We start from the raw sequence: 24,415 nt of genomic DNA, 5'->3' as shown, positions 1-24,415 counted from the left end.
CACACGAAGGCCCTGGCCGCCATACAGCGACCAGGGCCAACCACAGGCACCTTCTACTCCAAAGCGTCAGCCCGCTCAGCCAGGTCGAGCAGTTCCTGAGACGCTGAACGGCCGGACACGAGGACCAGCTCACGGATCGTCGACCGCGCAGCAACGTGCGTGCGGATGGTCTCGGGAGCCAACTCCTCGGCCCTGAGTAGGCAATCCAGGGCCTCACCAGGGTGTCGGCGCTGTGCGTGAGCGCGGCCGAGATCCATGAGGAGCCGGGCTTGCCGCTCCGGTGACAGCGGAGTGGCGTCGATGGACAGTCCCAGGTCGAGCGCTTCACCGGCGTCGCCGAGGTCGACGGCGGTAGACACGGCCTGGATCTCCACGTTGGTGGGGCCGAACTCCAGGTCGTGGTCGTTCCGGTCCTCGCCCAGCTGCCGGGCAACCTGCCGGGCCCGGTCGAGTTCGGTGCGGGCTTCGGCCCGGCGTCCGGATCGGGCGTGGACGTGGGCGAGGACGAGGTGGAGTGCTCCAAGGACTGACAACTCGGCTGGGGCTGCCTTGGCGGTGCGCCGCTCCAGGGCCCGCACTGCGGTCTCGGCTGCGTGTTCGGCCTGGTCGAGGCGGCGCAGGCGTACGAACGCCTGGGTGAGCCGGTAGATGCCGGCGAACACGCTGAGGGGGTCGCCGGATTGCTCGGCGGCTCGGATGGACCGGTCCGCGGCGGTCCATGCGGCGTCGGATTCGTCTTGCCGGACGAAGGCTGCAGCGAGGGCCTGGTACGTCCTTGCGAGGAGCCCGTGGGCCTCGGCCTGGTCGGCGTCGGCGCAGGTCCTGACGGTCCGTTCGAGTTCTGGGACGAGGGTCGTCGCCTTGTTGCTGATGTCAGCAAAGCGGGCGCTGTGGGTGAGGTTCCACAGTTCCTCGACCTGGTCGCGGAGTTCCGGCAGGTTGCCCGGTTCGGGGCTGGTGTCAGCGAGGAGGACGTCGAGGGCGGGGTGGCCCGACAGGAGGAGTCGGGCGCCGTCCAGGTCGTTGGATTCGCTGATGCGGGCCTGCGGGGCTGCCTGAGGTGTCGGGGCGTCCGGTTGCAGGGTTTGGACGGAGACGCCCAGGGCGTCGGCGAGGAGTTGCAGGACGTCCAGGCGTGCGACGGGCTGGACTCCGCGTTCGACCTGGGAGAGCCAGGATGTCGTGCGGCTTACCGCGTTGGCGAGTTCGCGCTGTGTGAGTCCGCGCTGCTTGCGGAGTTGGGCGACGCGGGCGCCGACGGTCCGCTGCTGTTCGGGGGTCATCGTGCCTCTCCGGTGGGGCGCTTGCCGGACGTCTCGGTCATGAAGGTGACGTCGACGTTCGTGAGGTACTGCTCGCGATGCTGAAGGAAGTACCGGGTATGGGACTGAGCTTCGTGGGCGTCGAAGGCGGCGCGGCCGGCGTACAGCTCGTAGAAGACCCGCACCAGCGGCTCGCCGTCCGGGATGTGGCTGACGTAGGTGAGGGTGCCGGGCTCGTTGGCGCTGATCTGCTGGATTGTCTGTTCGGTGAGCCGGTCGAAAGCCGTGGCGGCTTCCTCATCGCGGAGCGTAAAGCGAACAACTAGGGCGAAACCGGGCGTCATGTGTCCTCCTTGGTCGCACTGACGCTCTCACGGTAGCCGCAACACTGCTAGTGACAGAAACTCTTGACTCGTAGTTTTCCTGCTACTACCGTCAGTGTTGTTGCTAGGCGAGGCGGACGGCCTCAGAAAAGCCCTATTTCGGCGCGCCCGGAGCCAGAGCCCGCGCGCGAAAAAGCCCCCGACGGGCCGGTCGGGGGCAACGCAGAAACCACAACGCTGGAAGGGATTCCGCTGTGACCAGCATGCCCGAAAACACGCGGCGGGAGGAAACGAAGCCCGCCCCGTGCACCCGGTACGAGACCGGCTTCTTCTTCCCCGCCGCCGACAGCCGCCACATCGAGTGGCCCAACGCCGACGAACAGGCCGCCCTGGACGTGTGCGCGACCTGCCCGCTGGTCGCTCGCCGCAACTGCCTGGAGGGCGAACTGAGTTACGCGGTGGACAAGCAGTTCGGTGTCGTCGGTGGTGCCACCGCCGCCCAGCGCAAGGCCATCATCCGTGGCCGCAAGGCCGCCCAGCTGGCGGGGGTGGCCGCGTGAACGCGATGGCCGCTGCCGCCCTCGATAACGCGAAGACCCGGCTGCTCATCGGCTGGCCGCTCCTCCTCCTGGCCCTCGCGCTCTACACCCCCGCCGACGGGGTGACCCGCCTGGTCCTCCTCGCGGCCGGCACCCTCCTGGTGGTCCGTGCCGTCCCGACGGCGAAGGCCAGCAACAAGCCGTCCGGTGCGAAGCCCTCGACCCCGAGGCCGGCCACCGGGCCCAAGAGGTCCTCCGGGTCCAGCGAGTCTGACTCGGTGACCACGAAGCCGCGCTCCGCTCCGGCCGGGACGGTCCCCCGACAGCGCGGTCCGAAGGGCCGGTGGACAAAGTGAGCACCTCCTTCTACACCGAGCGGCGCAAGGACAAGGCCGCCGAGCGGGAAGCGGACCGGCAGGACCGGCTCGCTGACCGGGCCGAGGCCCGGAAGGACGCCGACGCCGAGCGCCGCCGGAAGGCCGCCGACCGCAAGGAGGCTGACGCCCGCAAGGCCGAGGCGCGGAAGGCGCGGGCGGCGAAGGTCGGCAAGCTGACCGGCTGGGTCCGCACCAACCCGGCGCGGGCGTTCGTGCGCCTGGTCCAGGTCTGCTCGATCGTCCCCGCCGTGGTCTCGCAGGTCGGCGCACTCACCGACGCCGACGTCGCCGTCCTCATGGCCGCCCTGCTGGCCACCATGCTCGAAGGCGCCGCCTGGGCCCTGGTCGCGATGGGTAGCCAGGCCGAGGGGCAGCGATCGACCCGCACCTACCGGATCGGCGCGTGGGTGGCCGGCGGTATCGCCGGGTGGATCAACTACTCGCACGGGGCCGAGCGGTACGCCGCTCACTCGTGGGTGGCCTGGGTGCTCGCCCTCTCCAGCGTCGTGGCGGTCTGGCTGACCGATCTCCAGACGCACGGCGGCCGGGGCCCGACGAAGGCCGAGAAGCAGGCCAAGAAGGAGAAGGCCGCGCACGCCAAGGCCCGCGCCGCGCACCACCCGGAGGTTCTGGGCGTCGCCCAGGAACTGCTGTCCGCGAACCCGTACGGCGCGCTCCACCCGGACGACGCGTGGCGGATCGCCTGGGGCTTCGTCGAGGGCGTCGAGGTGACCGGAGTGACCTCCGAACTGATCGCCCGGCAGCTCCAGGCGAGGGCCCGGGTCGATGAGGTTGCCGTTCCCCGGCCGGTGGTCGAGCTGGAGCCGGGGATGCCGCCGGACCCGTTCCTGGACGACGAGGAGAGCGTCTACCGGATGGCGTTCCCGGAGGCTCTGGAGGCCGCTTCCCGGTTCCGTTCCGGGGACCCGGAAACCCTTGCGGGAATTGGGCTCCACGGCCCGGGGAAGGCCCCGCAGAAGGCCGCCCCGAAGCCCCCGCAGACCCCCGTCAAGGCGGTTGGGGAAAGGCCGCTGGACCCGGAGCACCTGGCCAAGGTCCGCGCCCTCGCCGATCTCCTGCCCGCCGGTCAGACCCTGTCGGCCCCCAAGATCCGCGAGCTGATCGGCTGCCGCAACGAGTACGCGGTCCGCCTCCGCCGGGCGATCGAGGCCGAGCGCGGCGACGACGGCGGCCTGGCCGGAGTCCGCTAACCCAGCATTCGCACCGGGTGCGAGCCGTACGACCTCTCGCACACCTCGCACTCCCCGTACGTCCCGCACTGCCAGGAGGCCCCCTGATGTCGAACACCTCCACCTTCGCCCCCCGCCCCCGCTACGACTGCGGCACCTGCCAGGACTGGCGGACCGTCGTCGCCCCCGACGGCAAGGGCACCGTGCCCTGCCCCACCTGCCGCCCCGCCGAGCACCGCACCGCCACCGCCGCCCGCTGACCTCAGATCAGGAGATCCCCGCCATGACGTACGCCATCACCGCCGCTGCCCAGACCACCGTCCCCGTCACCTGGACCACCGTCGGCGGCTGGACCGCGACCGCCGAGATGCCCACGCAGCTGCACGCCGCGTACGCCGCTGACACCCACACCGCGACCGTCGTACAGCTCGCTGACACCACCCAGGTCACCCCGGCGATGGCCCCGGCCAGCGTCTCGGCCGGCGGAGCGATCGGCCTGTCCGGCGCCACCCTGCTGGGTCTGGGGATCGTCGTCTGGACGGCGGCGAAGTGGAAGAGCCACGCGAAGGAGGTCAAGCGGGCCTTCATCCTCGGCGCCGTGGCCACCGTCCTGGTCGGCAGCTGGGGGCTCTTCGGCACCGTCACCAACACGGTCAAGACCACCGGCGACAGCACGGGCGCCGTGATCGGCAGCGTCGGCGCCGCCACCACCCGCTGACCCACCCGCTCTGCCCGCTTTCCGCGCCGCCCCGGGCCCACACACACCTCCCAGGCCCGGGACGGACGGTGAGCCGGACAGCCCGGCCGAGCCGATCGAGGAGTTCACCATGGCCATGCCCGCCACCACCTTCGAGCAGATCATCGCCCGGCACGCCGACATGATCGCCCGCCTCGACAACCGGGACAGCCTCGGTGACGTCAGCATCGGTGACTTCATCGACGTGATCGCTGACCTCGGCGACGCGCTCGGCTACGGCGCCACTGACGACTTCCAGGCCGCCGCCCACGACCTCACCATGGCCTTCGACTTCCTCACCGAGGCGTTCCTCCTGCCCGACACCGACCCGGACCAGGCCCAGCTCATCAGCCGCGCCGACAAGCGCCTCAACAACGTCAACGACCTCGCCCTCGTCTGACGCGAGAGCCCCGGGGCGGCCGCCATCTCTGGCCGGATCCGCCGGCCGCCCCGGGCCCCTGACCACCCACCAGCCAGACAGGAGACCCAGATCATGAGCGCCGAGACGGTCGAGGACATCAAGGCCGGCGACACCGTCGACCAGCCGCCGTACTGCTGCCACCAGGAGATGGAGGAGTGGGACCGCCCCGGCGGCGAGCTGTGGGCGTGCTGGATCTGCGACTGCGAGATCTACACCACCAACGACACCGTCACCCACGTTCTGCGCTGCCCCGAGCACTGACAGGCCGGTAGCTCCAAGGGGTGCGAGACATCCGACATCTCGCACCCCTCGCACTCCCCGTACCAGTGACACCACCGGAGGACCCGATGAGCACCGCCACCGACACCCCGCCGGCCACCGGCCCCGACGACGAGCCCACCGCCCCGGTGTCCCTCACCAAGGAGCACGACCAGGAGCCCGAGGCCGGCGACGGCGACCAGGCCCCCGACGAGGACAGCCGGGGGGTGGGCAGCAGTCTGAAGGACAGGATCACCGCAGCGTTCGCCGCCGACGGGCCGGTCCGCCAGCACATGGACCGCGCCCGGGAGAATACCTGGAACTGGATCCAGACCCGGGACTTGTCCGACGGTCAGGTCGCCCAGCTGGTCATCGCCGACCGGCAGCGCAGCCACCAGGGCCGGGAGACCCAGCTCAAGCAGGAGATCTCCCGGATCGGCGGGCAGATCATCGCAGCGAAGCGCACCGAGACCGCCGACCACGAGCACAACGACCCGCACCGGGACGGGCCGCAGGTGATCGCGCTGAAGGACCGGCGCGAGCTGCTCCAGACCCTGCTGAAGGAGCACCAGGCCCTGATCCCCGAGCTGGCGGCCGAGGTCACCGAGGGCCAGGTCGACAGGGCCCGCTGGGCGAAGAAGGCCAGCCGCGCCGCGATGTTGGTAGCCGGGGTGATCGGTGGCGGGGTAGTGCTGCCGATGCAGGACATCCGGTTGCTGCTGCTGTCGCTGCCTGCGGCCGCGGTCGCCCTGTGGCGGTCCGGGCTGGCGGTGCAGGACTCGGGTGAGGCCGCTGATGGGGAGCCGACCGCCGGTCAGGTCCTGCAGCAGTCCCGGACGGTGTGCCGTGACGAACTGGCCGAGGTGCCGGTCGAGGGTCCCGGATTCGCCGCCGCGGTCACCGCCGCCCGGCAGGCCGCCGAGACGGCCGGAACCCCGGGGTCGGCAGCCGCCCAGCAGGTCGCGGCGGCTGCTGAGCAGGCCGCCCAGGTCCAGGGCGCCGCTGACCTGATCACCGCGCTGGTGAAGGCGGGGATCATCACGAAGGCTGAGGAGGAGGAGACCCGGCTGGTCGGGGTGATCCGACCCGACGGGCCGGGCTGGACCGCCACGGTAGAGCTCCCGGCCGGCAAGACAGCGGAGTCCGCGATCGGGAAGGCCGGAGAGCTGGCCTCCGCGCTGCGGGTGAAGACCGCCCGGATCCAGCTGAGTAAGGACGTCACCGAGGAGGGCCACGAGGGGCGACTCGTGTTGTGGGTAGCCTCCCAGGACAACCCGTACGCCGGGCCCAAGATCGCCAGCGAGCTGATCGCCGCTGAATCCTGGGACTTCTGGCAGCAGGGCGTCCCGCTGGGTACCAACGCCCGCGGCGTGCGGAAGATCCTGAACATGCTCTGGAGCTCGCTGCTGATCGGTGGGCTGATGGGCTATGGGAAGTCCTACCTTGCCCGGTTGATCGCCGCGGCTGCCGTTCTCGACCCGTACCTGAAGATCGTGCTGCTGTGCGGGAAGTCCGGTGCGGACTGGGCCGCGCTGAAGCTGGTGGCGCACGCCTACGTGTCCGGTAACACGACCTCGGTCATCCGCGAGATGCACTCGGTGATGGAGGACACCATCGCGGAGATGGCCGAGCACGGGCAGCGCCTGGAGCAGCTCTTCGAGACCGACCCGAAGTCCTGCCCGGAGGGGAAGATCACCCCTGATCTGGCCAAGGAGCCCGGCCTGGAGATGACCCTGCTCCTGGTCGACGAGCTGCAGGAGATCCTCGATGCGGCGGCCGGTATGAAGCTCATCCCCACCGACGAGAGTGCCGAGATCGCCGAGGACGGGAAGAAGGGCCCGGCCGGGCAGAACGGCAAGACCGTGATGGTGAGTCTGTTCGCCCGGTTCATGCGGGTGGCCCGGTTCGTTGGTGGGATGGCGGTCATCGTCACCCAGCGGCCGGACTCCACCAGCGTGCCGACTGAGCTGCGCGAGGTCGCCTCGAAGCGGGCCTGCTACCGGGTCAAGGGGCAGAACTCCTCCCGGATGGTGCTCGGTGACGACGCCGTCGCCGCTGGCGCCGCCCCGCACCTGCTGATGGACGCGCACAAGGGCGTCACCGTCCTGGACGAGGGCGCCGAGGAAGGCCACGACACCCTCAAGGCCGAGGTCATCAACCTCGACCAGTTCCGGATCATCTGCGAGCGCGGCCGGGACCTGCGGCTGAAGGCGGGCACCCTGACTGGGCACGCCGCCGTGCGCTGGGAGAAGGAGCGCGAGGAGGTCCAGCGCCGCCAGGTCGTCGCCGACGCGGTTGCCGCGATGGACTACCAGAAGGTGGACCGGGCCCGCCTGGTCGTGCTGGCGGGGTGGATGGCCGAGCACTCCCCCGAGCGGTGGCACGACCTCACCGAGACCACCCTCGGTACCCGGCTGCGCGACGCGGGCGCCGGCACCACCCAGCGGATCGGCGCGGTCGACGGCCTCACCAAGGCCAGCGGTTACACCCGCGAGCAGCTCGCCGCGCTGCTCGACACCAAGGCCGCCTGACCGGTTCGTCCACCCGTCCGGAGTACGGATCCGGGGCCAACTGCCCCTGTCTGCGCCCTTTTTGACCTGGTATGTCACCCCGTCCACCCTCGACGGAACCCCGTCCCGAGGACAGGGTCGGTGCCCTGCCGGACGGGGTGACGAAATACCGCGAACCAGGACAAAGACGGGGGTGTTCTGGGTGGGAACACCCCGCCGGACCCCCTTGCAAACCATCACAAACCGACCAGACAGGAGAACGACATGATCACCGCCCTGCTCGACCGGCTCACCGGCCGGTCCGCCGCCCGCACCGAGCTCGCCCAGGAGGAGGCCCAGGAGCGGGCCGCCGCCGAGCTCCTGGACGGCAACCTCGCCCGCCTCCGCCGCCAGGACCCCGACCTCGACCGGATCTTCGCCATCGGCTTCATGCAGGTCCACCACGACCAGACCCTCAGCACGCGGATGGCCGGCCAGGTCCAGGCGTACGCCACCGCCAAGCACGCACAGGGCCGGATGGACCTGTACGGCGCGCTGTTCGCCGGACTGGAGGGCTGACCGATGGCCCGCATCGAGGTCGCCCGCTACCTCACCCAGACCGACCACCGGGTCCCCGTCGTACAGGTCCAGACCGGACTCGTCCCCGAGGTCCACCACGAGTGGCACTGCCTCGGCTGCCAGACCCGGACGGTCTGCCGAACCCCCTACGAGGACGAGGCCAAGAACGAGGCACGCGCCCACGCCCTGGCCTGCACCGCCAGCTGACCACGCCCCGGGGCGGCCGTCATCTCTGGCCGGAGTCACCGGCCGCCCCGGGCCCCCTGACCACCCACCAGGACAGACAGGAGACCACCATCATGCCGCTCATCCAGTCCCTCCTCCGAGGCGTGAGCGACGTCGCCGGATTCCTCGCCGCCGACGCCCAGGGCAACGCCGCCGTCCGGCAGGTCCGCCGCGAGCACGACGAGTGGATGCGCACCGCCCAGCTGAACACCCCGTACTGGACGGTCAACCCGATCTACCCGGCGCGCAACGACATGCCGTGGACCTACGACATCTTCGGCGGCGAGTACCTGTTCACCGGCCCCGCAGGGTTCGGTCTCCCGAACCAGCTCGGCGTCGCCACCCGCTCGACCACGTCCTGGCGGCTGTGGTTCCAGCACGGGCCGCTCACCCTCGTGCCCCAGCAGACCGCCGCGAGCTGGCAGGCCGCACACGCGGCCGGCCACATGCGGGAGATGGACCGCGCGGCCCAGGCCGTCCTCGCCCAGGTCCAGGCCCAGCTCGCCGCCCGCTACCCCGCCACCGCCGCACTCCACGCCTGAGGAGCCCGCGATGCCGTTCACCGATCCCGCCCCGCTCTCCGACCACGCGCTCGGCGGCGAGACCTGCCCCCACCCCGACTGCGGCCGGACCGCCACCAGCGGCACCCTCCAGTGGGACGACCGCGGCCCCTTCCAGCTGATCAGCCGCCACACCTACACCTGCCCCGCCGGGCACCGGTGGATCCACGACACCGACGGAGGCTGACCGGCCCGGCACCAGTGTGAGAGGCCCGATCCGTAGTACCTCTCGCACTCGTCGTACAACTCGCACCCGTGCTGACCAGGAAGGAGGCCGACATGCTCGCCACGCTCACCGCACCCCGGATCGACCTGGACGCCGCCAGCCTTCTCCTGGTCGCCGAGGTTGAGGACTACCTCCGCACCACCGCCACTACGCAGGCCCCGGCAGCCGGGCCGGGCCCGCTCGACCTCGACCGCCTGCTGGCCACGGCCCCCGCGCCCCGGCACGGCAGCACCGTGCAGTCCTGGCACGCCGAATACCCGGCACCGACCGCGACGCTGACGGACCGGCTGTTCCGCCGCCAGCCCATCGCTGCGGTGACGGTGCAGCAGCACCTCCAGCTGGTCTCCCGCTACATCACGCACCACGGCTGGACCCAGGGCGCTCTGTGGGACCGCGAGGGCCGGGTCTGCGTCCTCGGCGCCCAGCTGAGGGTCCTCGCCGCCGGATACGGCACTGCGGCGACCGCGACCCGGGCCCGGCAGCGCATCGGCAGCCAGCTCGGCTACCAGGGCCATCCGATCCCGGTGGACCAGTGGAACGACCAGCCCGGTCGCCGCCAGGCCGACGTCCACCAGCTACTCCAGCGCGCGGCCACCAGTGCCTGACAAGGAGGACACCGTGCACGTCGAATCCATCGACCACGTCCTGCGCTGCATTTGCGGCTTCTACGGCGTCGACCAGCACCCGGTCACGTACAGGCCGACCGGACAGATCCGCGACCGGATCGCCGGGATCGTCCGCGCGGACCTCTCCGGCATCTGCCGCAGGTGTGGCACCGACGTGTCCACCACGGTCACCACCCGCACGCCCCGCTGACGGCTGCTCACCTGACCGCCCACAGCGCCACGAGGAGACCCCGATGGCTTTCAGAACCGAAGCCTGTATCACGATCGCCTGCGACCTCTGCGGTTACGTCCTCGGCGAGGCCGACGACGGCCCCCAGCACTACACCACCGAAGCCGCCGCTCTGGAACTCGCGCTCGCCCAGGGGTGGCACCGGCTCGCCGACGGCCGAGTCGTCTGCGAGGACGACGGCCACGCGGCAGCGCTCGTAGCTGACGCTGTGGCCCGCTTCGAAGCCGCGTCTTCCGCCTGACCGGCAGACAGGAGAATCCCGTGTCCTACAAGCTCACCCCGACCTGGATCGACGTCGACATCCTCGGCTGGGAACTCGAAGGCGACGTCCGCGACTGCACCGGCCTGTTCGACGAGCACGACCAGGCCGCCGACGACCGCCAGGCCATCGCCTGGGCCGACCTGACCATCGGCACCCCGCAGCAGTGGCGCCGGGTCGAGGAGGCTGGCGGCTACGGCTGGTACCACTACGAAGCGTGACCAGCGGCACGAAGGCCCCCGGCAGATGCCGGGGGCCTCATGCTTTCGAAACTCGCCAGCACTGTGCGATGGCAAGATCCGTCGCAGTACCACGACAAGACCACCAGCAACCTCGTCACAGCTGGCGGCACCTGGAGCCGATACGCCCCCGGCGACCACACACGATGACACCAGACCCAACCTCGCAGAGGAATACGCGACACCTCAGCATGCGAGTCCACCAGTCCCGAGGGCCCAAGCGGAGAGTCGGCCCCCGATCCCCGCCCGAGCGCCGGCGGCTGACGGCCGGGGCTGACCCCTTAGGTTTCAGCGAGCTCAGAGCCACCGGACCGCCGCTCCCCTGCTTCCGGCGGCCAGCCTAGATCGCGACCCACAGCACGGCCGCCAGGCGCAGGGTAAGGCCCTTCCTCGGTCCCGGAAGGTCAGCGGTATTGGTGGTCGTGGTGTCCACGGTGGGCTCCGGTTCGTGCCGGTCCCGGCCCGTGATGAACGGAGCCTCAGTCGTCCACGGAGCTCTCGATGCCCAAGTCAACGCGCATGACGCTGCGCATTTCCTCCCACCTCTCCCAGAGCCACTTCAGATAGTCCCGGATCTCGTCGAAGGACCCGTTCGGATCCGGGTTCCCCTCGTGCAGGCACTGCGTCTTGCGGTATGCCTCGGACAACGCTTGCGTGACCACATCCAGTTGCTCCAAGACTGCACGTGAGGCGACCATCTGCGCTTCCGCGAAAGCCGCATGGTGCGCTTGGCGGGCCTGCTCAAGGACATCTCTGTCCTGCTCGGTCACACCGCCTTGGTGCGAGCACCAGAGGAACTTCATTATCTCGACCCGGTACCGCCGATAGGCCGCGTTCGTGGCTACGTAGCACGCACGGCGTTGGGCCAGGTTTGCCTGCCTCTGCTCGCGATCCCACTGCGTTTGAGCAGCCAGCTGCTGGCGTTCGAAATCGTCCTTCGATACTTGGGCCTGAGCGCGTTGCGCGAGCAACGGCGCCAACAAGGTGCCCATGACACCGAAAACAGCCACCACCAGTGTGATTACCGCGCTCAAGATCCTGTCCCCATCCCGCAGTCCCAAGGACTGGCGCAGTCCCCATGTCGTCAAAGAACACAACTGCCCCGCAGCAGACACGTGAAGCTACGTGGCGGCAGGAATCAACGAGGAACGCGGCAGTGCCCTGCGCTCGCATAGCTACGGCGAAGTGACAAGTAGCTTTCTGTAGCCGATCTGACGGTCCAGACGGCTACCTCTTGCGGGTGCGCTTGGCTGGGCGGGACTTCTTCAGCGCTCTTTTGGGGCGGCTCGCCGTCACCTTAGGGTGGTCGGCCTCGGCGCGTTCCTCGGGGGCTTCCAGGAGCGCCATCAGATCGGTGACGCCACCGGCCGGCAGGTCGACCACTCCGACTGCTCACGCAGTGTCATGACGTGCTGGCGCCAGTCGCGAATAGACGACACTTCAACATGCGAGCTCACCAGTCCCGACTCCTACCGCCTAGGACGGAACACCAGGCCGGTGGTGGTGTCAGCGACACGGGCCAGCCAGCAGCACTTGCTCTCTCCTCGGTCGGCCGCACTGCCACGCCCAGGGTTTCTCGGCAGGTAGCCCATTCGCAACGCCGCAGGTCAACCCGGTCCCGAAGATGTCCGTGCAGTCATCCGCGCCTGGGGAGCAGCAGCGGCATAGACCCCCGCTTCAAGGTCAGTCTTCACTGGAAGGTCGAGGGGGAGATAGCAGAGCGGACATCGGCGCCAGCGGACTGGCCCGGTGTGGTCTTCTTCACATCTAAATCAGGGGATCCGGACATAGCGCGTGAACCGCTCTGTCGTGCTGGCTGAGTTTAGTCGGATTTTGTCTGATTTATCCGATTGGTACTCGCTTGATATGAGGGTTTCCTGAGTGAAGCATGTGAGTTTGCCGGGGGGCCGCAATGGTGTTCCCGTGCTTGACCAATCGGCGCGGGTGGGTGGGGGGCGCGTGCGGATAGTGCTCGGATTCACCGGCGCCCTCGAATAGAAACCACACTGGTGAATCCGACACATCGCCCAGCCGGGCGCCGGAAACGAGGAGCCTGGCAGCGGCTGACCGCTACCACTGCTCTCCTCACCGCCGTGACACTCGGCATCTCAGACACTCCCGTCCTCGCCGCTACCCCTGCCCCTCGCGGCGGTGCGGCCGCTCCCGCCGCGTTTGACCCGGCTACCGCCGAGCAGGTCCGCAACGAGCAGTGCCTACTCTCCACCGTGCTGCGTCAGGGCGGCCCTGCCATGAAACAGGTCGCCGAACCGGGCCTGGACGGCACCGCCGACCAGCTCAAGAACGCGGCCAACCCGAACTACTTCGACAACCCGAAAGACGACGGCAAGCCCGAGACGCCGCTACATGTGGCGTACGGCCAGGACCACACGGCCTACGACGCCACCGGGGAGGCGTTGGGCAAGCAGGTCGCGGCGTGGAAGAAGCCGCTGCAAGGGCTGAACGTCCCCGGCGACATGACCGACGCCGCCTTCCAGTGGCCGCCGGGGGTCTCCGACCAGCACCAGGACTTCTTCGGTCAGGTCGGCCTGGGCCCCTGGCTCGGCCAGCGGTTCTGGACCAGCGAGAACAGCTTCTACGGCGATCCGACCCTGCTGGCCGGGAAGGAGCCGGCTGACGCCGCCACCAAGCTCGGCACCGCGCTCTTCACCGAGCCCACCAACGGCAACGACCCGAACTTCCAGCGGGACCTCGCCGAGTGGCAGGCCTGGCGTGACCTGACGTTCATGCACTCACTCCAGGCCGACGACACCCGGCTGCTGTTGGAAAACGGCGGCTTCCCCCGCAGCGCCCCCACCACCGGTACGCTGCCGTTCCGGATCGCCGTGGAGGACCTGAAATCCCGGTTCGCGAGCTGCGCCTGGCGCAATCCGCAGGACCCGAATCATGTCCTCGACCAGGAGGTTCAGACGGCGTCCGAGGAGTGGCAGACGGAGATCGGCGGCCAGACCTCGCAGCGCAACGCGATCATGGCAGCGAACGCCAAGGCCACTGACGCCCTTCAGCGCGGCGCGCAGGCGCTCGGCGAGACTCTTGGGCAGGCCTGGATCGCTGACCACCTGGCGCACTGGCAGGCGTGGTGGGGGCCCGGCGGCAAGGGCTGGACTGGCTCCGGCCCCACGGTCCTGCACCTGCGCGGCGTAACCGGCATGTGCCTGGACGACCAGGGTGGCAACACCGCCAACGGCAACGCCATCCAGGCGTGGCGATGCAACGGCACCGCCTCGCAGAAGTGGTACCCCTCGGGCAACGGCACGCTCGACGGTGCCCTGAGCACTGGCGCCGACTACATCGGCAAGGAGTGCCTGGACGTCGACGGCATGCACGGCGCGCCGCACGCCGGCACCCGGGTCCAGCTGTGGCACTGCAACGGCTCCGGCGCGCAGCACTGGCAGTACGCCACCACCGAGGGCACCACCCGGCTGTTCAACGTAGGCACCGGCCTGTGCCTGGACATGCACACCAATGACCAGGGCCAGGCTGCCCAGGTGTGGGACTGCAACGGCACCACGGCGCAGCAGTTCGTCGCCGAGCAGGACAACTCCGGAACCGCCACCGGTAGCGACAGCCCGAGTTACCCGGCGAAGTCGCAGTTTGCCCAGGTCGCCAAGGAGCTCCCGATCTCCCAGCAGGCGGCGAAGGCTCAGTGGCAGATCGCGGCGCAGCAGGCCGCGATTGCGCAGCAGGCGGCGAAGGATGCTGACGCTGCTGAGCAGCAGGCGTACGCGGTCGCGGACGCCGCGGGTCAGCCGCGCGGGCGCGGCCTGCTCGCCACGCAGCAGGAGGCCCAGGTCACCAAGGCGTCCGCGGCCGCGCTGGATGCGATCGCTAAGGCCGCGCAGACCGCCTACCAGGCGACCACCGCCTCGGCCGCCGACGGCGCGACGCTCCAGCAGCTGGCGCGCACTCAGGCGCAGGCCTCGCAGGCGGCGTTCCGCCTGGCGGCCGCGCAGGAGGCGGATGTGCAGGCCAAGGCCGCCGCCGACGGTGCGGCGCTCCAGGCGAAGAAGGCTGCCCAGGCAGCGAGCGATGCCAAGCAGCAGCTGGCGACCGCTCAGCAGGCGGAGGCCACGGCCAAGCAGGCCGCCGACACCGCGCACGCCAAGCGGCAGGCCGCCGAGGCCGAGCAGGCCACAGCGGCGGCGGCCAAGAACCAGGCGGCGCAGGACCAGGCGAAGGCGGCCCAGGATCTCTCCGCCGCGCAGCAGTACGAGCAGAAGGCCAACGACGCGCTGTCCGCCGCCCAGCAGGCCGGGAAGACTGCGGCGGACAAACGGCAGGCCGCGCAGCAGGCCGACCAGGGCGCCCAGCAGGCCCGGCAGCAGGCCTGGGATGCGGCGCAGAACGCCAACGCGGTTCAGGCCAGGACACAGGCGGCCGACGCCTACGCGGATGCGCACGACTCCGACTCGGAGGCGAAGGCATCCCGGGACGCGGCGAACGCGGCCGACCAGGACGCGGCGAACGCCACCACGGCGGCCAACCAGGCCTCCTCGGCCGCTGACGCCGCCACCAAGGCCGCTCAGGACGCGGACGCCGAAGCCACCCGCGCCGAGGCCGCAGCCAGCAGGGCGAAGGCCGACGCCAACGATGCCCAGTCCGCCAAGGCCACCGCGGATGCCGCGCTGAGGACCGACGAGTCGGCAGCGGCCAAGGCGATCTCCGACGCTCAGCAAGCCTCCCAGGACGCGGCCACCGCCCAGCAGGACGCGGCCACCGCACAGGCCCAGGCCAAGAGCGCACAGGACAACGCCATCAAAGCCGGGGCGGCGGCGCAGCAGGCCCAGTCCAGCGCCGCGACCGCGGCCGGCTTCTCGTACACCGCCACCGGGGCCGCCACCGGGGCCGCCAGCGCGGCCCAGCAGGTCGCGGCTCCGGCCAACCAGGCGATCGCCCTCGGCGCACCGTACGTGGACAGCGACTCCTCGGCCGGGCTCGCGGTACTGACCGCACAGGCCTCCAAGACCGTAGCCGAGCAACAGCAGGCTGCCGCGAAGGCCAAGGCCGACCAGGCCACACAGGCCGCGAAGGACGCCAAGGCGCTCGCGGACGCCGCCACCGGCGACGCGAAGGGCGCCCAGGCGCAGGCCGCCGACGCTGCAGCCCAGGCCGCCGCGGCACAGGTGTCGGTCCAGCAGGCGCTCGCCTCCGCCGCCGAGGCGCAGAAGACCGCGGCCGAGGCCCAGGCCACGGTGGCTGTCACCATCCAGTACGACGAGCAGGCGGCCGCCGACGCGGCGGCGGCGCAGTCCGCGGCGCAGGCGGCGGCCGGTGACGCATCCGCCGCCCGGGCCTCGGCGAACGCCGCCGAGGCCGACGCCACGGCCGCCCACCAGGCGGCCGACCAGGCCCAGCAGGCCGCGGCCACCGCCCGCGAGGTGGCGGCCCAGGCAGACAAGGACGCCGCCGAGGCCGAGGCCGCCGCCAAGGACGCCGCCCAGCAGGCCGCGGCCGCCCAACAAGCGGCGACCCTGGCCGAGCAGAAGCAGGCCGCCGCGACCATCGACAGCGGCGGCGCCACCGGTGTGGCGCACATGTTCACGGAGCAGCGGGTCACGCCGCTGGGTGAGCCGAAGCCCCTCAACACGTGCGTGCTCGGTATGGGCAACAGCGGCTGTGACGTGAAGTTCGAGCTGCACTTCAGCGTGACGGTCGACTTCTTCGTGTGCACCAGCGCGTCGGCTCCCGCCGATGTCAGTGCCGCTACCTGCCCCGCCGACAGCACCGTCTTCCTCGGCAGCCAGACCTTCCCCGACGTGACCCGACAGGTCACCCACCACTTCAGCAACTGGGACATCACGAAGGCGTTCGATGAGGCCCTGTTCAAGGCGCTGTGGCAAGGCCTCACCCAGGACTTCACGGACTGCGCCAAGGGCAGCCTCAGCGACTGCGCCTGGGCCGCGACCTGGTTCGTGCCGCCGGCGAAAATCGCCAAGGCCGTCGATCTGATGCGTGTGCTCGACGCCGCGCTGCACACCGGCGTCGGTATCGAGGACGCGTACAAGGCCCTCAAGGCCCTCGACCTGGACGCGAACGCCCTCGCCGCCATCGACACTGAGATGCACATCGCCGAGGACGTGTTCGAGGCCTGCACCACCAACAGCTTCCCGGCCGGCACGACCGTGGTCATAGCCGATGGCACCCGCCGCGCGATCGAGAACGTACGGGTCGGCGACCGGCTGCTGGCCGTCGATCCGGCCTCAGGCGCCACCAGCGCCCAGCCGGTGACCGACACCTTCGGACACGACACCATCCGCTTGGTCGACCTCGACATCGACCAGGTCGGCCGAGTCACCAGCACGGCCGGGCATCGCCTGTACGTCGACGGGATCGGCTGGCGCGAGGTGTCCCAGCTTCGCGTTGGTGACGTGCTGCTCGGCCGGGACGGCGCCCGGCACCCGGTGACGGGCCTGCACGAGCGGACCGGCGTCGCACCCGAGGCGGTCTACGACCTCACCGTCGACGGCCCGCACACCTTCTACGTGCACGGACCGCAGGCCGCAGGTTCCGACATCCTCGTCCACAACTGCCTGAACCTGCTCAAGGACGAGCTCAGCCCGAAATCTGACGCACACACCATCAGTGACCACGTCGCCCAAGGCCCTTACGGTGCCAACGGGGCCCTCATGGGCATCACGCCCGCCGGCGCGGCGGCAATGGCCATGACCAAGGGCACCAACGGAGTGTTCACCGACCTTGCGACCGCGCAGAAGGCGCTGGAACTGGCGATAGCGAAGCAGAACTCATGGATGGCCAAGTTCATGAACCGCTCCGACCGTTCGGACGAGTTCACGGTAAAACTCGACAACGTGATCGTCGACGGGCAGCAGGTCACCTCGCTGGGCAAGACCTACGTGAAGCAGGCCAACGGTACGGTGAAGGAGTTCGATGTCGGCACCAAGGTCAGGGTTCGCGTGGCGAAGGACGCCGGTCACGAGGGGAGGCGGAAGTGGTACGTCACGTCGATCTTCCCTGTCCAGTAGAAGAGCTGAGGAGCCGTCCGTGACCGAGCGATACGGCGGAATGGAGTTCGGACTCCCCCACCTGGCCAGAGCGTTCCATCGGTACTGGCGAGAGGAGGAGGGCAGCGACGTCGACGTGCTGATGGCCTACACCGTCGACATGCCGGCGTACAAGGTCGAAGCCGCCCTCATCGACGCACTTCGGCTGGCCGACTCCGACGTGCCGACCTGGGCGATCGAGGCGTTGTGGTCGCTTGGCACCGAGCAGTTGCACGTCCTTCGCGACGAAGGCAGGGAAGGACGTGACTGGCTCCGGCTGGTCATCCGGCTGTACCGGGAGCACCTCCTCGCGGAGGCCCCCCCAGGAAGCCTGACCAGCGCTCCGCCGAACGCGTACGTCCACCTGACCGGAGCGGTCCTGGACGAGATCCTGCTGGTGTCAAACGGGATGCTCAATGGATCACTGAGTCCCCAGAGGAGGTACGTTCCCGGCGTGGTACCCGCGCTCGAGCAAGTCGCGGCCTACGCCTGTCCCGACCTAGCATTCCGTTTCCTCCTGCGGGCGCTCACCGCCTTCGGCCCTGGGATCTCCCAAGGCCAGTACGAACGGTACGTGGCCCTCGGCGAGAAATTCGAGTACGGAGAGTTCCTGGTCCAGGGCTACGAACACCTCGTGGACTGACAACCGCACGGTGACGCGAGTGGCGTGACCGATACGACGAAGACCTCCTGCGCGGTGACTCCGCGCAGGAGGTCTTCGCCTTCTGTGCCCGCCCACGGCTCCTACACCTGACGGTGCACTCTGTGGCCGCCCCGCCCGGCATCGGGGCCGCGCATCCCCAGCCAGGGCGGCCACGTCACGGCAATCGCAGACGTCCCATTCGGACGGAAAGGCCGGCGCCCGCTCGGCGACGCCACCGTCCGTCGCGGCCAGCTGTAGCTCGCGCCGCCCCAGGCTGGTGAGCCTGTCCTCCGGCGTGGTGCCCGCCCTCGACCTCGCCATCCGCGAGGTCGGCCCCGACCTGGGATTCCGGCTGCTCCTGCGCTGCCTGTCCCAGTACTGGGCACCGATCGACCGCTCCACATACGAGCGATACACGGCTATGGGGCGGAAGTTCGGGTACGGCGACCAGCTCGTGCCTGTAGTCGACTTCCTGGTGGACTTGGACAAGGACTAGGTATGCAACCCCTGCTGGCTGCCGCGCTCCAGGCGTTCGGCCATCGCCGCCGCCACCTTGTACGCCGGGTGCCCATCGAGTCGGCCGCGGCGCCTGTTGTACCTCTGAGTCGTGCGCGGGTCGCGGTGGCCGGCCGCGTCCTGGACCTCGTGCAGCGGCACGCCCTGGTCGAGCGCGTCGGTGATGAACCCGTGCCGCAGAGCGTGCGGCTTGATGTTGTCGGCCTGCGGCAGGCCGGCCCGGCGGGCGAGCATCCGCAGGTGTTTCCAGACCTCCGGCTCGGACCAGCGCCGACCGCTGCCGGTGGTGAACAGCGGGCCGCTCGTACGGCCGTCGAGGTGAGCCAGCAGAGCGTCCAGCGCCATCGGCGGCACCGGAACAGCCTGGATCCGGCCGCCCTTGCGCCGCAGGGGCAGTGTCCGGTGCCCGCGGTCGTAGCCGAGCTGGCCGACGTCCAGGGCGAGGACCTCGTCGACGCGCGGGCCGAGCAGGTACAGCGACGCGACCAGGGCGTATGAGCGCTTCCCCCAGTCCCGGGCTGTGGCCAGCAGCTGGGCGGTCTCATCCGGGGTGAGGCCCTCGGTGGACGAGTGGTCAGGGTCGATGTCCGGTCGGGCGACGGCCGCGAACGGGTCTGCGGTCACGGCGCCGAGGCGGGAGGCGTACGTGTAGAACGATCCGGCGGCCGAGAGCGCCTGGGCGCGTCCGGACGGGGAGAGCGGCTGACCGGTGGATGCCGTCTGGCCGCGGCTGCCGCCCTTGACGCGGACTTGGGTGGGTGCGGTCTCGATGTGCCGGGCGTAGGCGTCGGCGAGGGGCAGCCCGGCCTGGAGCGGGTGGACGCCGCAGGAGCGGGCGTAGGACTCCCAGGCGCGGAAGCGGCGGGCGTACGCCTTGCGGGTGTTGGCGGAGCGCTGCCGGGCGACCCATCCGCCGGCGATGTCCGGGAGCGGATCGTCCTGGCTGTAGATGGCGGCGAGGAGGGCGCGCAGGGCGCGGGCTTCGTCGGGCCAGTCGTCGCGCGGGTCGTGCCGATCGGTGGAGAGCGTCCCGGCGGCGGGTCGGGGGGCTGGCAGTATGGTCACTCAACTTCCCTCTCTGTATTGGATAATTTCGGTTATCCACTACTCGTCAGTGGTCAGTCCGGTCGCCAAGGGAACCGGCCCCTGCGGACGCGCTACGCCTCGCCGGATGGTCCCGGCCGGCGTCATCGACCGCTGCGTCGCGGAGCGGGACCATCTCGTCCTCGGTCAGCGCCAGGACGGCGGCGATTCGGCGGGCGACCGTGACCGACGGGCAGCGCTTCCCGGTCTCCAGCTGGATCACGTACGAGTGCGACAAGCCGACCAGCCGGGCGAACTCCCGCAGCCCGTAACCGGCCCGCAGCCGTGCCTCACCGAGCATCGGGCCGAGCCCGGCCGGCGGAGTACGCCGCACCCGGATCCGTTCATCGGCCATCGGGCACCGCCTCGGGCCTGGGCGCCGCCAGGCCGCGCCGCTGCACCGCGTCCGCCGCGAGCTCGATCGCCTCGGCTATCGACAGGCCGTCCTCGGACACCTCCCGCAGTGCCTCGGCTCGCCGCATCAACTCCTCGGCCAGGGCGCGTTGCTCGTCGTCGAGCTTCTGCCAGCGGCGCCGTACCGTCTCGTCCCCGGTCATGCGGCGATTCCGAGCGGCGGCCGCCGGTCGATGCACCAGCGGAGCGCGCAGGACGGCTCCGAACACTCCAGGATCTCCAACTGCTCGCCGCGGACCGTCGCCTGGCCGAGCGACCTGGCCGGCCTCAAGCGCCGGCACGCCGGGCAGTGCTTCAACTGCTGGGTACTGCTGAGCTTCACGTGCTGCTCCCTGAGTCGGGGCTGAAGGGGATGCGAGGGGTGCGGCCCGGCGGAGGGCGCCCGTGGGCACCGGGCCGCATGGTCAGGCCGCTCTGCTGGCCTTGCGCGGCTCCACCAGGACGTAGAGCTGGCCGCACGGTCCCTTTCGGACGCCCAGGCCCAGGTGCCGGTGCAGCTGCTGGCAGTTCGGGCAGCGGACGACGGCCTGGAGGTTGCCGGAGGTGGCGAGGCTGAGTGAACGGACGGTCGGGACGGGGGACGACTGCGAGGTGTAGACGCTCAAGGTGATCTCTCCTGCTGGTTGGTGGGTGCCGGCGGTTGCCGGATCCTGGGTGGTGCCGGGGGCGGGCCTACGTCGGGTGGGCCCGACCCCGGCGAGCTTCTGGTGCGGCCGGTCGGGGCACTGTCATGACCTTGGGCTGGGTGGGGTGGTCGTCACGACCTAGCGGCACTGGGGCGACCGCCGAGAGGTCAACAGCCGATGTGGACGTCGATGCCCTGGCTGGCCAGGAAGGGGGCAAGGGGCTCGCCGCAGACGGCGCATTCGGCCTGGGTGCCCCGACCTGCCCCCGCCCTAAAGGACGGGGGCTGGGGGCAGGTTCGGTCAGAGCGCCTGCCCCAGACCTGCCCCCAATCTGCCCGGGGCAGGTCTGACCTGGGATTTCTTCTGAACCTGCCCCGCCTTCGGGGGCAGCTTTTTCTGAAAAGAGCGGGGGCAGGTCGGGGGCAGGTTCGGGGGCAGGTTCTGCGGGGCGGTTCGCACGGATCCTGATGGCCTCTTCGATCTTGTCTTTCCGAGCCTTGATGCCGAGTTCTGCACACTTGCGCGTGATCCGGTCGCGGCCCCACAGCGGCACGCCAGCCTTGTCGAGCTGGTCGGCGATCCATTCCGGGCTGCCGGGCTCCGGTCCGCTGCTGACACGCTGTGGTGCGGCATCCAGGGCGACCAGCACGACGGAGGTGACCGGGGTGCCGTCCTCCTTCGCTTCGCCCTTGAGCTGGATCTGGTGCAGGCCGAAGACGACGTCGCCGAGTTCCTCGTCGTCCTTCTGCTTGCCGGTGCCAAGGGTCACAGTGATGTCATGGAGACTCTTGCCCTTGCGGGTAATGCTGATTTCCGTCTGCAGGGCACCCTTGACCGCCGTCGCGCCTCGGCCTCGCTCGCCCTCGTTGCCGGTGTGGTGGACCAGCAGCACGCACGCCCCGGATGCGGTTCGCAGCTGCTCCATGCGGTCGACAACCCGGCCCATCTCGGTGTTGGAGTTCTCCTCGATGCCGACGGTGACCCGGGCCTGGGTGTCGACGATGACGAGTGCGGGCTGAAGGCGCTGGCACAGTTCGATGAGAACGAGCCACTCCGGGTCCATGGCCTGCACCGGGCGGGGCAGGAACCTAACGCCGGTCATCTTGATGCCGTAGTGCTGCTCCCAGGCACGGACGCGCTTGCGGATGCCCTTGATGCCCTCAGCAACGAGGTAAATCACGAGTCCCTGCCGAACGAGCCGTCCGTGCCAGAGCTTTCCGGTTCCGACGCAGCCAGCGAAGTCCAGGGTGGTGAAGGACTTGAACGTGCCGGACGCGCCGAAGATCCGGGCAAGGGTGTCGCGGAAGAGGACGTCGGCGATGATCGGCTCCAACGCCGGGATGTTGTCCAGGTCTTCGGTGCCGAGGAGTTCGGCTTCGAGGGCCTTCAGCCGCTTCTCGAAGTGCTCCTCCGATGCTTCCTCGGGGGAGACGTAGGCATCGTCCCGCTCGGGTTCCCGCCGCATCGGCGGCACCTTGCCGGCCCAGGGATCCCCGGTCACCCGGTCGTCGATCTGGGTCATGCGGCACCCCTGCTGGCGTAGGTGAATGCGGTCTCGATGGCCTTGTGGATCTCGTAGTCACTGCGGTCTGCGGCCCGTCCGGCGGCTTCCATCTCGGCGCGCATCTCGTGCTCGTCGATGTGTCCGGCGAGGACCAGGTGCGCGGCGGCAGTGGTAACCCGGCACAGTTCAGCGTGGCGGGTGCTCTCCGGCGCGGACGCGAGTTCGTCGGCCAGCTGCTGGAGGGTCTTGCCGCGGTGTCCGGCGGCATCCTGACGGCCGGTCGGGCGCTGCCGTGCGGGCCTGGGCGGGGCGGGAGGCTTGGGCGCGTGGCCGGTGCCCTCCAGGTGGTGGAGGAGCCAGGCCGGGGCGAGCATCGGCGCGGTCGAGTGCCCGATGCGCCGGTACTCCACTCCGCCGACGACTGAGGTCGGGCCGATGATGTACGAGTTGGTAGAGCGGACGTCGACCAGCCAGCCGAAGGCGCCTTCAGACTTGAGGACGACCCGGCCGGGGGGCAACCGGAACCACAGGTGCAGGCCGCCGCTGATGGTGGCGACGTGCATGGCGTCCGTGGGGTAGGGCGCTTTGTAGCGCTCCAGGGCCAGGGCGAAGACATCGAAACCGTCGCGGACGCCGGACAGCTGGTACGGAGCGGGCACCTCGGCGTTGGCCTTGTTCTTGTCGAGGTCGATGACGACGATCCCGGCAGGGCCTGCGGAGACGGCGAAGTTGAGGTCAGGGTGCCGGTCGATCCAGGACTGGGCTTTGCCGTGGTCGAGGGTGGCGGCATGGAAGCCGTGGCACAGGTCGGCAGGGTGGGGGCAGTCCTGTACACCGTGGTGGCGCACGTAGTCGGGGGACTTGATGTCGCACTGCGGGCAGGACTTCATGGGCTTCTTGGAGCCGGGGGCGAGCGCCGAGACGGGGCAGCCACGGTCGATGAACGCGTGGATGGCGCGGTGGCGACGTTCTCGCGGGAGGGGGCCGAGGTTCATTGGTCACCGCCCTGCTGCTTGTCGGTGGCGATGTCGTCGGCGAGCTGGGTGACGTACAGGCACCAGCGGCGGCCCGCGACCCTTACGGCGCGGGGGCTGGGCTGCTCGCCGAGGTCGGCGGCGATGGACGCGAGAACGAGTTCACGGCGGGCCCGCTCGGCCTGGAGCCGCACCCACGCCTCGTCACGGCCGGGCCGGTGGCATCCCGCCGGCCACTGCCCGGGCCGGTGTTCGGTGACCGCGGCCCTCGGCTCGGCGGTCGTGTCGGTGTTCACTGGCGTGCTCCGCTCGGGTGCGAAGGTTGGGGGGCGCCGGGCTGGTCGAGGGCTTCCAGCCCGGCAGTGAAACGGGAAAGCCCGAGGGCCTGCCGCAGCGCGTGCTGCGGCAGCTCCCCCGGGCGGCTGTACGTGTTGGTCACCGGCCACCGGCGCTGAAGTCGTCGTCGATGTTGTGGTGGTCGCCGATCTGCTCCTGGACGAGGCGGGCGACGAGGTCGTGCGGGAGGACCTGGGGGTCGTGGGCGACGAGGAGGGTGTCCTGGTCGATCCACACGTGCCGGAGGGCGGGGCCGGCGGAGGCGAGGTTGACGGCAATGATGCCGACCTGCGGCAACTTGTCGGTGGTGGCGGTCACTTCGACCACCTCGCGGCGTACTGGTCGGCAGTAAGGACGATCTGCCCAATGAGCTGGCGGACAGCCCGGGTGGTGGCCGGGTTGGTGAGGAGGTCCTCGATCGCGTCGGTGATGTTCTCCGCGTGGGCGAGGGGCCAGGCTGCCGCTTCGACGTCCTGGTAGCGGCGGGTGTCCGCCTGGAGGTCGGCGAGGAGGGTGGCGGCCCTGGCGATGGGGCCGATCACGGTGGTGGCGTCGCCGCCGGAGAGCGCGGAGACGAGGAGGGGGTCGCCGGCTATGGCGGTCGCTACCCCGATGTCGGTTCGGTCTGGCAAGATGGTCACTGCGATCTCCTTGAGACGGAGACGGACCGCCCCGGATCATCAGCTGGCCAGCCGACCGGGGCTTTCGTCTGTTCAGGGACTGGTTGCGCAGGCCCTCGCCGGTCGCTGGTGCGGCTAACAC

At 70.1% G+C, this 24,415-nt stretch carries 33 protein-coding genes; 19 read left to right on the top strand and 14 right to left on the bottom strand.

What is annotated here, in order from left to right:
- Positions 1-53 precede the first annotated feature (53 nt).
- On the bottom strand, positions 54-1,283 hold the full coding sequence (locus tag P3T39_RS14430; protein WP_280697954.1) for a helix-turn-helix transcriptional regulator: 1,230 nt from the start codon (positions 1,281-1,283) through the stop codon (positions 54-56).
- Positions 1,280-1,606, bottom strand: coding sequence for an antibiotic biosynthesis monooxygenase (locus tag P3T39_RS14425; protein ID WP_280697953.1), 327 nt, complete (start codon positions 1,604-1,606; stop codon positions 1,280-1,282). The genes P3T39_RS14430 and P3T39_RS14425 overlap by 4 nt, the downstream gene beginning before the upstream one ends.
- A 242-nt stretch (positions 1,607-1,848) precedes the next feature.
- Here P3T39_RS14425 and P3T39_RS14420 point away from each other — a divergent pair, with 242 nt between their 5' ends.
- From P3T39_RS14420 to P3T39_RS14345, 16 genes are all read left to right on the top strand, one after another.
- The gene (locus tag P3T39_RS14420) at positions 1,849-2,145 is read left to right on the top strand and encodes a WhiB family transcriptional regulator (RefSeq protein ID WP_280698105.1); all 297 of its coding nucleotides are present in this window, start codon (positions 1,849-1,851) and stop codon (positions 2,143-2,145) included.
- Positions 2,142-2,480, top strand: coding sequence for a hypothetical protein (locus P3T39_RS14415; protein ID WP_280697952.1), 339 nt, complete (start codon positions 2,142-2,144; stop codon positions 2,478-2,480). Before P3T39_RS14420 ends, P3T39_RS14415 begins: the two co-directional genes overlap by 4 nt.
- Positions 2,477-3,712: a hypothetical protein gene (locus tag P3T39_RS14410; protein WP_280697951.1), complete on the top strand. Its 1,236-nt coding sequence runs from the start codon at positions 2,477-2,479 to the stop codon at positions 3,710-3,712. The genes P3T39_RS14415 and P3T39_RS14410 overlap by 4 nt, the downstream gene beginning before the upstream one ends.
- Before the next feature lie 86 nt (positions 3,713-3,798).
- Positions 3,799-3,951 (top strand): hypothetical protein, encoded by a 153-nt coding sequence (locus P3T39_RS14405; protein WP_280697950.1) that lies wholly within the window; start codon positions 3,799-3,801, stop codon positions 3,949-3,951.
- Positions 3,952-3,974: 23 nt separating this feature from the next.
- A complete protein-coding gene (locus tag P3T39_RS14400) occupies positions 3,975-4,409 on the top strand; it encodes a hypothetical protein (protein WP_280697949.1) in 435 nt (144 codons plus the stop codon).
- Positions 4,410-4,518: 109 nt separating this feature from the next.
- Positions 4,519-4,827, top strand: coding sequence for a hypothetical protein (locus tag P3T39_RS14395; protein ID WP_280697948.1), 309 nt, complete (start codon positions 4,519-4,521; stop codon positions 4,825-4,827).
- Positions 4,828-4,920: 93 nt separating this feature from the next.
- Positions 4,921-5,109, top strand: coding sequence for a hypothetical protein (locus P3T39_RS14390; protein ID WP_280697947.1), 189 nt, complete (start codon positions 4,921-4,923; stop codon positions 5,107-5,109).
- A gap of 86 nt (positions 5,110-5,195) precedes the next feature.
- The gene (locus P3T39_RS14385; protein ID WP_280697946.1) at positions 5,196-7,637 is read left to right on the top strand and encodes a hypothetical protein; all 2,442 of its coding nucleotides are present in this window, start codon (positions 5,196-5,198) and stop codon (positions 7,635-7,637) included.
- Between the two features lie 243 nt (positions 7,638-7,880).
- Positions 7,881-8,174 carry a hypothetical protein gene (locus P3T39_RS14380; RefSeq protein WP_280697945.1) on the top strand — a complete coding sequence of 98 codons (294 nt, stop codon included), beginning with the start codon at positions 7,881-7,883 and terminating at the stop codon, positions 8,172-8,174.
- A 3-nt stretch (positions 8,175-8,177) separates the two neighbouring features.
- A complete protein-coding gene (locus tag P3T39_RS14375) occupies positions 8,178-8,381 on the top strand; it encodes a hypothetical protein (protein ID WP_280697944.1) in 204 nt (67 codons plus the stop codon).
- 92 nt (positions 8,382-8,473) lie between these two features.
- Complete coding sequence (locus P3T39_RS14370) at positions 8,474-8,941, top strand: hypothetical protein (protein WP_280697943.1); 468 nt, start codon at positions 8,474-8,476, stop codon at positions 8,939-8,941.
- 10 nt (positions 8,942-8,951) lie between these two features.
- The gene (locus tag P3T39_RS14365; RefSeq protein ID WP_280697942.1) at positions 8,952-9,146 is read left to right on the top strand and encodes a hypothetical protein; all 195 of its coding nucleotides are present in this window, start codon (positions 8,952-8,954) and stop codon (positions 9,144-9,146) included.
- Between the two features lie 92 nt (positions 9,147-9,238).
- Positions 9,239-9,790, top strand: a complete 552-nt coding sequence (locus P3T39_RS14360) for a hypothetical protein (RefSeq protein WP_280697941.1) — start codon at positions 9,239-9,241, stop codon at positions 9,788-9,790.
- Between the two features lie 13 nt (positions 9,791-9,803).
- On the top strand, positions 9,804-10,001 hold the full coding sequence (locus tag P3T39_RS14355; protein WP_280697940.1) for a hypothetical protein: 198 nt from the start codon (positions 9,804-9,806) through the stop codon (positions 9,999-10,001).
- A 43-nt stretch (positions 10,002-10,044) separates the two neighbouring features.
- Positions 10,045-10,281, top strand: coding sequence for a hypothetical protein (locus P3T39_RS14350; RefSeq protein ID WP_280697939.1), 237 nt, complete (start codon positions 10,045-10,047; stop codon positions 10,279-10,281).
- A 20-nt stretch (positions 10,282-10,301) separates the two neighbouring features.
- Entirely contained in the window at positions 10,302-10,520 is a 219-nt protein-coding gene (locus tag P3T39_RS14345) for a hypothetical protein (RefSeq protein WP_280697938.1), read from the top strand.
- A gap of 497 nt (positions 10,521-11,017) precedes the next feature.
- On the opposite strand, the gene P3T39_RS14340 is transcribed toward P3T39_RS14345, so the two are convergent.
- Both P3T39_RS14340 and P3T39_RS14335 read right to left on the bottom strand, forming a co-directional pair.
- The gene (locus P3T39_RS14340; RefSeq protein ID WP_280697937.1) at positions 11,018-11,572 is read right to left on the bottom strand and encodes a hypothetical protein; all 555 of its coding nucleotides are present in this window, start codon (positions 11,570-11,572) and stop codon (positions 11,018-11,020) included.
- A gap of 193 nt (positions 11,573-11,765) precedes the next feature.
- Positions 11,766-11,921, bottom strand: a complete 156-nt coding sequence (locus tag P3T39_RS14335; RefSeq protein ID WP_280697936.1) for a hypothetical protein — start codon at positions 11,919-11,921, stop codon at positions 11,766-11,768.
- Between the two features lie 710 nt (positions 11,922-12,631).
- Here P3T39_RS14335 and P3T39_RS14330 point away from each other — a divergent pair.
- The 3 genes from P3T39_RS14330 (at position 12,632) to P3T39_RS14320 (ending at position 18,696) form a co-directional block, all read left to right on the top strand.
- On the top strand, positions 12,632-17,539 hold the full coding sequence (locus P3T39_RS14330) for a ricin-type beta-trefoil lectin domain protein (RefSeq protein WP_280697935.1): 4,908 nt from the start codon (positions 12,632-12,634) through the stop codon (positions 17,537-17,539).
- A gap of 19 nt (positions 17,540-17,558) precedes the next feature.
- The gene (locus tag P3T39_RS14325; protein ID WP_280697934.1) at positions 17,559-18,200 is read left to right on the top strand and encodes a hypothetical protein; all 642 of its coding nucleotides are present in this window, start codon (positions 17,559-17,561) and stop codon (positions 18,198-18,200) included.
- A gap of 277 nt (positions 18,201-18,477) precedes the next feature.
- Positions 18,478-18,696 (top strand): hypothetical protein, encoded by a 219-nt coding sequence (locus tag P3T39_RS14320; RefSeq protein ID WP_280697933.1) that lies wholly within the window; start codon positions 18,478-18,480, stop codon positions 18,694-18,696.
- Here the strand turns inward: P3T39_RS14320 and P3T39_RS14315 are convergent.
- The 10 genes from P3T39_RS14315 to P3T39_RS14270 form a co-directional block, all read right to left on the bottom strand.
- A complete protein-coding gene (locus P3T39_RS14315; RefSeq protein WP_280697931.1) occupies positions 18,693-19,781 on the bottom strand; it encodes a tyrosine-type recombinase/integrase in 1,089 nt (362 codons plus the stop codon). The two genes, P3T39_RS14320 and P3T39_RS14315, sit on opposite strands and share 4 nt — an antisense overlap.
- Before the next feature lie 46 nt (positions 19,782-19,827).
- Entirely contained in the window at positions 19,828-20,154 is a 327-nt protein-coding gene (locus P3T39_RS14310; protein WP_280697930.1) for a helix-turn-helix transcriptional regulator, read from the bottom strand.
- Complete coding sequence (locus P3T39_RS14305; protein WP_280697929.1) at positions 20,144-20,356, bottom strand: hypothetical protein; 213 nt, start codon at positions 20,354-20,356, stop codon at positions 20,144-20,146. Before P3T39_RS14305 ends, P3T39_RS14310 begins: the two co-directional genes overlap by 11 nt.
- Positions 20,353-20,535: a hypothetical protein gene (locus P3T39_RS14300; RefSeq protein WP_280697928.1), complete on the bottom strand. Its 183-nt coding sequence runs from the start codon at positions 20,533-20,535 to the stop codon at positions 20,353-20,355. The genes P3T39_RS14305 and P3T39_RS14300 overlap by 4 nt, the downstream gene beginning before the upstream one ends.
- Before the next feature lie 82 nt (positions 20,536-20,617).
- Positions 20,618-20,818, bottom strand: coding sequence for a hypothetical protein (locus tag P3T39_RS14295; protein ID WP_280697927.1), 201 nt, complete (start codon positions 20,816-20,818; stop codon positions 20,618-20,620).
- Positions 20,819-20,885: 67 nt separating this feature from the next.
- Positions 20,886-22,361, bottom strand: a complete 1,476-nt coding sequence (locus tag P3T39_RS14290; RefSeq protein ID WP_280697926.1) for an AAA family ATPase — start codon at positions 22,359-22,361, stop codon at positions 20,886-20,888.
- Positions 22,358-23,338 carry a bifunctional DNA primase/polymerase gene (locus P3T39_RS14285; RefSeq protein ID WP_280697925.1) on the bottom strand — a complete coding sequence of 327 codons (981 nt, stop codon included), beginning with the start codon at positions 23,336-23,338 and terminating at the stop codon, positions 22,358-22,360. The genes P3T39_RS14290 and P3T39_RS14285 overlap by 4 nt, the downstream gene beginning before the upstream one ends.
- On the bottom strand, positions 23,335-23,613 hold the full coding sequence (locus P3T39_RS14280; RefSeq protein ID WP_280697924.1) for a hypothetical protein: 279 nt from the start codon (positions 23,611-23,613) through the stop codon (positions 23,335-23,337). The genes P3T39_RS14285 and P3T39_RS14280 overlap by 4 nt, the downstream gene beginning before the upstream one ends.
- A gap of 139 nt (positions 23,614-23,752) precedes the next feature.
- Positions 23,753-23,971, bottom strand: coding sequence for a hypothetical protein (locus P3T39_RS14275; RefSeq protein WP_280697923.1), 219 nt, complete (start codon positions 23,969-23,971; stop codon positions 23,753-23,755).
- The gene (locus P3T39_RS14270; protein WP_280697922.1) at positions 23,968-24,294 is read right to left on the bottom strand and encodes a hypothetical protein; all 327 of its coding nucleotides are present in this window, start codon (positions 24,292-24,294) and stop codon (positions 23,968-23,970) included. The genes P3T39_RS14275 and P3T39_RS14270 overlap by 4 nt, the downstream gene beginning before the upstream one ends.
- Positions 24,295-24,415: the final 121 nt, after the last annotated feature.

This window comes from Kitasatospora sp. GP82 (genome assembly GCF_029892105.1).
Classification (GTDB): Bacteria; Actinomycetota; Actinomycetes; order Streptomycetales; family Streptomycetaceae; genus Kitasatospora.
Note: the sequence above shows the minus strand (reverse complement) of the source record. Positions and strands in the feature narration are given on the sequence as shown.